At 58.1% G+C, this 8,826-nt stretch carries 15 protein-coding genes; 8 read left to right on the top strand and 7 right to left on the bottom strand.

Features of this window, described 5'->3' with window-relative positions:
• Window positions 1-3: 3 nt before the first annotated feature.
• From NIM87_RS05970 to NIM87_RS05950, 5 genes are all read right to left on the bottom strand, one after another.
• Window positions 4-309 (bottom strand): hypothetical protein, encoded by a 306-nt coding sequence (locus NIM87_RS05970; RefSeq protein WP_254673723.1) that lies wholly within the window; start codon window positions 307-309, stop codon window positions 4-6.
• Between the two features lie 204 nt (window positions 310-513).
• Window positions 514-963 (bottom strand): hypothetical protein, encoded by a 450-nt coding sequence (locus tag NIM87_RS05965; protein WP_254673722.1) that lies wholly within the window; start codon window positions 961-963, stop codon window positions 514-516.
• Complete coding sequence (locus NIM87_RS05960) at window positions 963-1,616, bottom strand: hypothetical protein (RefSeq protein ID WP_254673721.1); 654 nt, start codon at window positions 1,614-1,616, stop codon at window positions 963-965. Before NIM87_RS05960 ends, NIM87_RS05965 begins: the two co-directional genes overlap by 1 nt.
• Window positions 1,617-1,690: 74 nt before the next feature.
• A complete protein-coding gene (locus NIM87_RS05955; RefSeq protein WP_254673720.1) occupies window positions 1,691-2,023 on the bottom strand; it encodes a hypothetical protein in 333 nt (110 codons plus the stop codon).
• Window positions 2,024-2,036: 13 nt separating this feature from the next.
• The gene (locus tag NIM87_RS05950) at window positions 2,037-2,357 is read right to left on the bottom strand and encodes a hypothetical protein (protein WP_254673719.1); all 321 of its coding nucleotides are present in this window, start codon (window positions 2,355-2,357) and stop codon (window positions 2,037-2,039) included.
• Between the two features lie 93 nt (window positions 2,358-2,450).
• Between NIM87_RS05950 and NIM87_RS05945 the strand changes: the two genes are divergently transcribed.
• Together NIM87_RS05945 and NIM87_RS05940 are read left to right on the top strand one after the other, a co-directional pair.
• The gene (locus tag NIM87_RS05945) at window positions 2,451-2,693 is read left to right on the top strand and encodes a helix-turn-helix domain-containing protein (RefSeq protein ID WP_254673718.1); all 243 of its coding nucleotides are present in this window, start codon (window positions 2,451-2,453) and stop codon (window positions 2,691-2,693) included.
• A complete protein-coding gene (locus NIM87_RS05940) occupies window positions 2,690-3,118 on the top strand; it encodes a thermonuclease family protein (protein ID WP_254673717.1) in 429 nt (142 codons plus the stop codon). The genes NIM87_RS05945 and NIM87_RS05940 overlap by 4 nt, the downstream gene beginning before the upstream one ends.
• Window positions 3,119-3,226: 108 nt before the next feature.
• Here the strand turns inward: NIM87_RS05940 and NIM87_RS05935 are convergent, their stop codons facing one another.
• Window positions 3,227-3,814 carry a LemA family protein gene (locus NIM87_RS05935; protein ID WP_254673716.1) on the bottom strand — a complete coding sequence of 196 codons (588 nt, stop codon included), beginning with the start codon at window positions 3,812-3,814 and terminating at the stop codon, window positions 3,227-3,229.
• Window positions 3,815-3,988, bottom strand: a complete 174-nt coding sequence (locus tag NIM87_RS05930; protein WP_254673715.1) for a hypothetical protein — start codon at window positions 3,986-3,988, stop codon at window positions 3,815-3,817.
• 381 nt (window positions 3,989-4,369) lie between these two features.
• On the opposite strand from NIM87_RS05930, the gene NIM87_RS05925 reads away from it, so the two are divergent.
• The 6 genes from NIM87_RS05925 to NIM87_RS05900 all read left to right on the top strand — a co-directional run bounded on the left by NIM87_RS05925 (window position 4,370) and on the right by NIM87_RS05900 (window position 8,805).
• On the top strand, window positions 4,370-4,597 hold the full coding sequence (locus NIM87_RS05925) for a hypothetical protein (protein WP_254673714.1): 228 nt from the start codon (window positions 4,370-4,372) through the stop codon (window positions 4,595-4,597).
• A 127-nt stretch (window positions 4,598-4,724) separates the two neighbouring features.
• Window positions 4,725-5,231 (top strand): hypothetical protein, encoded by a 507-nt coding sequence (locus tag NIM87_RS05920; protein WP_254673713.1) that lies wholly within the window; start codon window positions 4,725-4,727, stop codon window positions 5,229-5,231.
• Entirely contained in the window at window positions 5,231-5,905 is a 675-nt protein-coding gene (locus NIM87_RS05915) for an SOS response-associated peptidase (protein ID WP_254673712.1), read from the top strand. Before NIM87_RS05920 ends, NIM87_RS05915 begins: the two co-directional genes overlap by 1 nt.
• Before the next feature lie 116 nt (window positions 5,906-6,021).
• Window positions 6,022-6,480, top strand: coding sequence for a PAS domain-containing protein (locus NIM87_RS05910; RefSeq protein ID WP_254673711.1), 459 nt, complete (start codon window positions 6,022-6,024; stop codon window positions 6,478-6,480).
• A gap of 82 nt (window positions 6,481-6,562) precedes the next feature.
• A complete protein-coding gene (locus tag NIM87_RS05905; RefSeq protein ID WP_254673710.1) occupies window positions 6,563-8,410 on the top strand; it encodes a putative bifunctional diguanylate cyclase/phosphodiesterase in 1,848 nt (615 codons plus the stop codon).
• Between the two features lie 125 nt (window positions 8,411-8,535).
• Window positions 8,536-8,805: a hypothetical protein gene (locus NIM87_RS05900; protein WP_254673709.1), complete on the top strand. Its 270-nt coding sequence runs from the start codon at window positions 8,536-8,538 to the stop codon at window positions 8,803-8,805.
• Window positions 8,806-8,826: the final 21 nt, after the last annotated feature.

Here is an 8,826-nt window from a genome sequence, read left to right as displayed (position 1 = left end):
GGATTAATCGGTCGCAGGGCGGCTTCGCGCCAATGGCCTTCCACCCTCCTTCGTGAGTTCACGCCAGCGCCGCTCGAATCCATCCCAGGCGGAAATCCGAATGGCGTTGAGAAAATCAGGCGTCTGAGCAAAGTGCGGGTTTGCAGCGTACGGCTCCACCACGACTTCCACCACATTGTCCTGAACCTGCTCGACCCATGCCGGATCCAACGGGGCAGGAACGTAGCGCCAGATGACCTCGGCACTCTGCTTCCCTTCCTGGAATGCGGCACTGGTGATGGCGGCAAGGGCTTCGGATGGCGTCATCATTCTGGCTTTTCCTTTTCGCCCGGTGTGCGGTTGGCGATTGAGGCATGGACGGCGCAATAGGCGCCTTTTTTGTCTTGGGCAGTCCGCAGAAGTGCCATGGTGGGTCTTCTGACAGTGGCCAGCGACAGCTTTCCGCCTTCAGCTCTTCAATGGTGATCGGCGTGCTGGTGCCCAGCGGACGGTTTGGATGGACCAATGACACAGTCATTTCGCACCCCCGGAGAGGTGCAAATCCACCGCGGCCATCAACCATGACCCAACCGGCGAAAAGGTCGGGGCTCCCGCTGGCTGCTGGAGTGAATCCACCCCAAAGTCCGAGCCACCGGGAATAGGGCCGGACAGTTCACCCGGAGACAGTTCGTCCCCATCCTCGTTCACCGCTTCGGCGTCGTCAGCAGGTGCGGAGTTGTCCCCCTGCGCCCACATCGATTGATCGCCTTGAACTGAAGAGCATGAGCCCACGCCCCAATAGCATGGCGTCGGATGACGCTCAGGGGCTCCTAAGGTTGGCTCAATGTCAGGATCGCCCTCCAAGGCGTCAAGCAAGGCAATGAGAGCGTCCAAGGCCTGCATATGGGCTTCGATGCGGTCGGCAATGGCCTTGGCGAACTCTCGTGGCGAAACAGACGGAAGCGAAACAAATGGCGCGTTCATCAGGCCACCTCGTCCAGCATGTTGGCGAGGTCACGGACCCCGAGCCCGTTCTCGCTTCCGGGATAAAGGCCCACCGCGTCAAAGCAGCGGATCAGGGCGGCGACTTCCGGCATGGTCTGGGGGCGATAGTCCCGGAGCGATTGGCGAGCGGCTTTGAAGCGCTGGTACGCCTCGTTCTCGGCCTCAATGGCCTGTTCCCAACCGGATTGGCCGACAATGGCGTAATAGCGTTCCGCTTGCTTGGTCAGCAGGCGCTTTGCGTCGGCATGGTTGCGGCGGGCGCGACGCTTGTCGTTGGCGTTGCTGGCCTCGGTCAATGCCACCACAAGGTCATCCTCCAACTGCTCAAAAGCCAAGTCGGGGCGGATGGTCGCCCCCCTTTCGCCCAGACGTGTGGCCTCCCCATGCATGCTCACAAAGACCAGATTGCCATCGGCCAGCATCTTGTCCCGGCGCACCCGCGCTTCAATGCGTGCGGCATCAGTGAGGCGCATCCCATCGGCGGCGTCAGCGTATTCAGCCATCAAGGACTTGAGCGTATCGGGAAGAGCGGGCGCTGCAATCGCAGCGGCGGGCGCTGCCATAACTGACGCGGCAAGCACTGAAGACGCCTTGAGCAGAGAGCGGCGGGAAAGTACGTTCTGGGTATCCATAGAAATGACCTCCAAGTGATTTCGTGGGGAGGCTCGGGAGGCGGTCGCAACGCTTTCCCGAGCCGCTATCTGGGTCAGGCAGCGCGTGGCCGATACTGGCGCAGGGAATGAAGCAGGACGCTCATTTCGTCCCGATCCAAAGGCTCCCGGCAGCGTAGGGCGAATTGCAGGTACTCCACCTTGCGGCAGTGCTCGACGGTATTGACCGGCACGTAAGCCAGCAGTTCCTCGAAAGCCGAAAGTTCCGCTTGGTCGGCTGCGTCACGTTCGGCGACCGCCTCAGGCGTGACGACCTCACCGCGTTGCTTCGCGGCAATGTCGTCAGCCGGGTCACAGGCTGCGTCGAGCCGGGCAACAGCCACCGTGTGGGCCGCAATCCGGAAGTAGACCGTTTCTTTGACTGTCATGGAATTTCTCCTCTTAGACGTGAAGGCGGGCCAGTTCAGCCCCGAGGCTGGCGTGGCGAGTCCAGTTGATGAAATTGCCCATTTCCATGTCGAAGAGGTCGGCACGGATTTCAGCGGCGCGGACAGGATTGGTGCAGGGCTTGGCAACGGGAGCCGGGACCGGTTCGGCAGCAGCGCGCGCGGCGCGTTCCTTTGCCACTGCCCACACAATGCGAAGGCAATAGGCGAAGCGTTTGCGATTGAAGGGCTCGCCTGGACGGACGCCCCAGCCCCGGAATTCATCGCGGCGGTAATCGGCCCAGGCTTTCGACATGATTGCAGAGCGGTCAAACATGCTTGCGGCTTTCTGATTTGGTCGCTAACTTTCCTTTTAGGTAACCCATGTAAGTTATGTTTTCAATACCAAAATTATTAAAAAGGAAAGTTTATGCTGACCTCAGAACAGTGCCGAGCCGCTCGCGCTTTGTTGGACTGGACGCAAGCGGAGCTGGCAACGCGTGTTTCCATAAGCGTTGTGTCACTGCGAGCCTTCGAAAAAGGCGGGGAAATGCGCGACAGCAACCAAAAGCTTGTCCGCTTGACCTTCGAGGCGGCAGGGATCGAGTTCATTCCGGAAAACGGCGGGGGCGCCGGGGTGCGCTGGGCGAAGCGTAAGGATGCCGGCGCATGAAGCGTCAGGCCGTGTTGTCTTGGCTTCTTTGCAGCGTCATCATGACCGCATGGCCGGGGCCACCGGCACTCGCGCAAGAATGGCGTGTAAACTTCCCCATGTGCGGGAGCGTCCGGCACACCTGCATTGTGGATGGCGACACCATTTGGCTAGAGGGTCACAACCTGAGGCTGGAATCCTACGACACGCCTGAGCCATACAATGACATTTGCGGGGGCAGGGCAGAGGTAGAGCTTGCCCACCGTGCCAGCGCCAGATTGCGCGAATTGCTCAACCAGAACCCGTTTACCGTCGAAACCCACGGCGAAGACCGGTATGGGCGGATCCTGGCCACCATCAGGATCGGCGGGTGTGATGTGGGCGATATCTTGATTGACGAAGGGCTGGCACGGCACTGGCCGAATGGCCGGGAGATCTGGTGCTGATGGTGCATGTGCCAGCATCCGGTCCCGGGCTGGGTCAACGTCTACAGGTTTAAAGTTAAGCGGTAAGGTGTTGCGCCGGCGCATGGGGACACCTCGCGCTCCAAGTGATCACCTTCCATAATTCAGGTCGCTGCGGGGCGCGAAGTTCATTATGCCAGCAAAAAATGAAGTGGGCGGAGATTTGACCGCCATGTTGTAGGCAGCAACCTTAGAGTATACCGACCGAAGATCAGTATCGATCCTTTGCTCCATCTCCCTAGCTGTTCTTTGCGCCTCGGTGAAACCCGCAACATTGTTAAGCTTCGGGAAGTTAGCCGCCAGATTGGTCAGTACAAAAGATGGTGCCGGGCTGGACGCAAGAGTTGCGGCCGCCGATCTAAGTCCGTCGACTATACCCAAATGCACGAGAGCCTCATCTCGAGACAAGGCGTCCGCAATCTGCTCAACGCGCGCCTGGAGCAGCTCTGTTCGGCTAAGCAACATCCGAAAATTTGAGACGGCCTCGTCAATATCCTCGCTTAGCTTCGTTAGCTCAATGTGCAGCAGCCATTGCGCGATTATCGCCCAGACCAACCCCGCCAACACGAACAGACCAACAAGTGGATCTCCCGATAGTACAAAGACTACGAAGGAAACGAATGTTACTGCCGTTCCGAAAGCTGCGCTTATTCCTGACTTGATGGCCTCATCGGACATTTACAGCCCTTGACCATACAGCACCCAAAAGCTGATAGCGCATCCTGCCAAGCCCAGTAGCAAGAATAGCGTCGCGAAACGCCGGGACTGGATTTTCATTTGACGTCGAATCTCTGTGCCATTGCGCACCGCCTCCGCCTTGGCTTCGGCATACGTCGGGTATTTCTTATCCATCGGGCATACTCCCCTTTAGCGGGGCACTTGGAGGCCCTGACATCTTGCAGAGTTCAGAAACGGCAATGCAGGATTAAAGATCGGAAAGTCTACTGTGACAACTGGAAATTTTACGGCTGGCTCCGTGCCTCAGGTCTTACCGTCGGGTATGAGCGTGTTGTTGTCCTGCTTCAGGAGCGAGGCTTAAAGCGGGAATCTTGGGGCAGAATGGCCGAAACCGAGGGGCTTTAAATCTGCAACCCCTATAGCCACGCCTGAAGCATCGATCCGAGGCGATCCGCCAGATAGTGGGAGACTTTTTGGCCGCTACGTCTTTCCCTGCCGGACGGCATAGCCGTTGCCCGTGCTACAGTTGCCAAAACGCTAGTTGGGAGGGTGAGAATGTATGGCGAGTTCAAAGGGCGCGTTATTGTCAGAATCCCTGAGGGCGATGACCCTGATGAAGTTTTGCGCCTGGAGGTTCTCGACCCGGAGCTGGCACGGCAGCGATATCAGGGAAAAATAGTCCTCGCGAAGCGTTCTTCGATACGAGCCTTGTCCGGCCGAACCCACGGCTCGCTCAAGGAGACTGACATCCTGTGGACCGAACCCCAAACTCCGAGCGGCTAGTCGTACACACCACCCTCAAATGAAATCGCAGCGGCGTTATCTTGGACGGGCCGAGTAGCCTGTTGGCGCACTGGTACCAAACCCACCGATCAGTTGCTGCGCGCGGGTTTGGTGGCGAGAGGCGGAATTGCGTGACACTCTGGCGCCCATGGCCCGCGCTCCCTCAATCGACCCCAAGCGAGACAATGAAATCGCCCGACTGCGCAAGCTGCTGGTCGAGCTCGATCGCATCCCGGCCCATCGCCGCGCCGAGGAATGCGCAGACGAGCGGGAAGCGACCATCAAGGCGATGCTGCGCGATCTCGACCCACCCATCTATCAATGGACCACGCGGGACGATGAGATAGCCGAGGATGCGATCACTGTTGGCATAGGCGGCACCAGCGTTGAAATGCTGGTGGCTGGCCTGACTTATGTGGAACCCACCGCCAGCATCTACTGGTGCGCCCGAGTAGCGGCGAACGGTGTTTATGAGGCCGGCAGCGAGATGGGGCCATGGCCGGTCCGCGAGGCGCTTGCCCGAGCCGAGGTACTGCGGAACCAGATGGGCTATAACCGCGTCGTGGTCACGATGGCCGAGCTGGGCCTATGGCGCCCGGAATACGGAAAACTCGCGCTGAAAGAGGGTTTCTGATGTGCGGCAGATTTACCAATGAACTGACCTGGTCGCAGATCCATGCGCTCTATAGCATCCACGAGCGACCAGCGACTAACCTCCCCCCACGGTTCAACATTGCACCGACACAGGACGTGGACTTCGTTCACCTCGACAAGGCCGGCAATATGGAGCTGGACCGGGGCCGCTGGTGGCTGGTGCCGTTCTTCGCCAAGGAACTGCCGAAGGCCGCCATGTTCAATGCGCGCATTGAGACCATCGACACGTCCGGCGCCTTCCGCGAGGGGTTCAAGTCACGCCGCTGCCTGATCCCGGCCGATGGCTACTTCGAATGGACCAAGGGCGAGGATGGCGGCAAAGACCCATGGCTACTGCAGCGACCCGGCGGCGCGCCCTTCAGCTTCGCCGGCATCTGGGCGCACAACGACAATCTGGGCGTTACGAGCTGCGCCATCATCACTGCGCCAGCGGTGCCGGAGATCGCGAAGATACACGACCGGATGCCAATCATCTTGACGCCCGAGGCATACCGCACCTGGCTCAACACCGAGATCCAGGGAACGGACGCGAAGGCGCTCCTGCTTGATGCACAGATCGATAGTGAGCTCGAATTCTACCGGGTAGGCCGTGAGGTCAATTCCAGCAGATACGAGGGCTCAGACACGAAGAAGCCCTTGATTAATTCGCTATAGCCTCACCCTATCACGCGGCTAGGTTTAGACGCACTGAGACATCGCTCAGCGTTTGCGGTGCGATGTCTTAACACTGGGGTGATACGAAAGCTTATGCACCAAATCCCCATCACACGATGAAGCCGATCGATCACGCTGCTGCCGAACGTAGAATCCGAGATTCGAAGCTTGATCTCTCGGTTCAAGCTTTGACGCTTTCGGATGTTCGGACGCTAGATGCCCCGCTTGTCTACGTAAATCGGGCCTTCGAGAAAATGACGGGCTATGAGCGAAGCGACGTCATCGGGCGAAATTGTCGCTTTCTTCAAGGCCCAGACACCAGCCCCGAAGCCGTTGAGCAGATGCGTGCCGCCATCGCCAACGGCGTACCGCTGCTCACTGACGTGCTAAACTACCGGAAGAACGGCACCTCTTTCTGGAACCGTCTTTCGCTAACGCCAGTGACGAACCAGGACGGGCAAGTAACGCATTATATCGGAATCCAAAGCGACATAACTCTAATGCGCGCGCTCCAGGAGCGTCTTCATTCGATTGCGCTCGGACTTGCCGCCGCTGAGAAGTTCGTACTCGACTGAGCATGTTCTCGATTCCTCCCGCCCTTGCACGGCTAGCCGGCTAAGCCGCTGGCGCCATGTCGGTTGAGGGATGGTAAGTGGCTTGTCCGCTTATGGAATAGCTTCCCTTAAAGCTGACGGTGCTCGCGAAAGAAGGCGTTTTTCATGGCTTTCACGGAGAGGTCGAAAAGCGATTGCAAAGCGCGGCTTAAAGAAAGGGCATGGTAAGTTTTCGGGGGCAGTGTTGTTTCTCATGGAGGGCCACGCCTTGTCGTCTCTTGATTGTTTCTCTGCGGCTTCGCCCGACGCTATGATTGTCGCCGACGCGGACGGACTGATCCGGCACTGGAACGCGGCGGCCGAGCTCATGTTTGGCCTCTCTGTCGAGCAGGCCGTGGGGACGTCACTGGACGTAATTGTTCCCGAGCAGATGCGAGGTGCTCATTCGGACGGCATGAGGCGCCTGATGGCGGGAGGTAAACCGCGTGTCGTGGGCAGCGTTGTGGAAGTGACGGCCCAGCACGTGGACGGACGGCAATTTCCCATCGAAATGTCTCTCGCAATGTGGTCCGAAAATGGCGCGTTGCGATTTGGTGCTATGATCAGGGACGTCTCCAAACGCAGAGCCAACGACGACCGTCTCCACCACTTGGCCCATTATGACCAATTAACGCTACTGCCTAACCGAACGTCTTTTCTCGAAAAGTTAAAGCAGGCGTTATCTGAACAGCTACCCTCCACGGTGATGCTCGTGGATCTCGATAGGTTCAAGGAAGTCAACGACCAGTTGGGACACGCAGCCGGGGACGCCGTTCTGGTCGAAACCGCCCTGCGCATTAAGCGCTGCGCACCAGCTGAAATCGCCACCGTTGCAAGACTTGGCGGAGACGAGTTCGCGGTGCTGATTCAAAGCTCAGCCGATCCGCTGCGGGCTGATTTTATCGCCAAAATGATACGAGACGAACTCAGGCGTCCATTCAACGTCGAAGGGCAAGTTATGTGGGTCGGGGCAAGTCTTGGAATAGCCTTTGCACCGCAACACGGCGGTGATGCAGCGACCTTGATGGGAAGCTCAGACCTCGCCCTCTATAAGGCCAAGGCTGAGGGAGGCGACCAGATATGCTGGTTTGTACCGACACTGAAGGCCGCAGCAAGCGCTCGTCGCAGTCAAGAAGCCGAGCTTCGCGTTGCGTGGGAGCAGCGGCAGTTTGAGTTGTACTTTCAGCCTCAGGTGGCCTTGAAGGACCGCAAAGTCGTCGGCGCAGAAGCTTTGCTGAGGTGGAATCATCCTGATAGAGGCGTGTTGCAGCCTGGTGCCTTCCTCGAAACGCTCGAAAAAAGCAGTTTGGCCGCCCCCATGGGTAGATGGGTGCTGGAAGAAGCGTGCCGACAGGGAGCAAAGTGGACTGCTTTTTCACCGAACTTCATGATGGGCGTGAACCTGTTCAGCTCGCAATTCAAGGCGGATCCACTTCCTGCAATTGTCCAATCGGTTTTGGACCTCACCGGTTTTCCGGCGCATCAGCTTGAGCTGGAAATAACCGAGAACATTATGCTCAATGATGGCGGGGCATCCAAAGGTCAATTGCATGCGCTGAATGACATGGGTGTAGGCCTCGCGTTTGACGACTATGGCACGGGCTATGCATCTTTGGCATTTCTCAAGCAGTATCCGATTACCCGCCTAAAGATTGATCGGGGTTTTGTCAGCAATTTGCGGGCGGAGGGCGAAGACGCTGCCATTGTCATGGCCGTCATCATGTTGGCGAGACGCTTTGGTTTAGCTGTCATTGCCGAAGGTGTGGAGACCAAAGAGCAGGAAGAGCTCCTCAGGAAGTGGCGATGCCCGCAAGCCCAAGGCTACCACTACAGTAAGCCCATACCTGCTGGCGACTTTGAAGAGCAGTTTTTCTTGACGCCTGATAAACAGCTGACATCACAAGGGCGTTGAACCGTTACCGCTTTTGGTCTCACCCGGCAGGTATATCTGAGGAGCAGGCGGATGTGCGAGTGCTACCAGGAGTCGGCCTCAGGTAGTTCGAGAGGGCTATGGTTCAATGTGATGGGAGGGCAGCGATGCTCAAAGTGGCGAAGCCGGATATCAAACCGACAAACCTAATCGTGCTGCTGGCTTTCGTTCGAGATGAGCAAGGCGACCTCCAGAACGCTTTCGAGCCGCGCGAAATGCCATCAGAGGACAAGGCCAAAATGGACGCAAAGCGAATGGCGGCACTGGGCACCTATGCGGGCGTAATTGCCTGGTCGCGGACTGCCGACCTGGTGAACGGCGAATTTGGGGAGCCCGTGGTGATTTACCAGCATGGCGATGTGCCAGAGATGGAATAAAAGTGCCTGGGAGAAATCCCA

Origin of the sequence: Devosia ureilytica (assembly GCF_024273195.1) — a bacterium.
Lineage (GTDB): Bacteria > Pseudomonadota > Alphaproteobacteria > Rhizobiales > Devosiaceae > Devosia > Devosia ureilytica.
This window is presented reverse-complemented; position numbering and strand designations above follow the sequence as displayed.

Coding starts and splice junctions, on each gene's coding strand:
- NIM87_RS05970 (WP_254673723.1), bottom strand. CDS start 309: ATGATGACGCCATCCGAAGCCCTTGCCGCCATCACCAGTGCCGCATTC.
- NIM87_RS05965 (WP_254673722.1), bottom strand. CDS start 963: ATGAACGCGCCATTTGTTTCGCTTCCGTCTGTTTCGCCACGAGAGTTC.
- NIM87_RS05960 (WP_254673721.1), bottom strand. CDS start 1,616: ATGGATACCCAGAACGTACTTTCCCGCCGCTCTCTGCTCAAGGCGTCT.
- NIM87_RS05955 (WP_254673720.1), bottom strand. CDS start 2,023: ATGACAGTCAAAGAAACGGTCTACTTCCGGATTGCGGCCCACACGGTG.
- NIM87_RS05950 (WP_254673719.1), bottom strand. CDS start 2,357: ATGTTTGACCGCTCTGCAATCATGTCGAAAGCCTGGGCCGATTACCGC.
- NIM87_RS05945 (WP_254673718.1), top strand. CDS start 2,451: ATGCTGACCTCAGAACAGTGCCGAGCCGCTCGCGCTTTGTTGGACTGG.
- NIM87_RS05940 (WP_254673717.1), top strand. CDS start 2,690: ATGAAGCGTCAGGCCGTGTTGTCTTGGCTTCTTTGCAGCGTCATCATG.
- NIM87_RS05935 (WP_254673716.1), bottom strand. CDS start 3,814: ATGTCCGATGAGGCCATCAAGTCAGGAATAAGCGCAGCTTTCGGAACG.
- NIM87_RS05930 (WP_254673715.1), bottom strand. CDS start 3,988: ATGGATAAGAAATACCCGACGTATGCCGAAGCCAAGGCGGAGGCGGTG.
- NIM87_RS05925 (WP_254673714.1), top strand. CDS start 4,370: ATGTATGGCGAGTTCAAAGGGCGCGTTATTGTCAGAATCCCTGAGGGC.
- NIM87_RS05915 (WP_254673712.1), top strand. CDS start 5,231: ATGTGCGGCAGATTTACCAATGAACTGACCTGGTCGCAGATCCATGCG.
- NIM87_RS05910 (WP_254673711.1), top strand. CDS start 6,022: ATGAAGCCGATCGATCACGCTGCTGCCGAACGTAGAATCCGAGATTCG.
- NIM87_RS05900 (WP_254673709.1), top strand. CDS start 8,536: ATGCTCAAAGTGGCGAAGCCGGATATCAAACCGACAAACCTAATCGTG.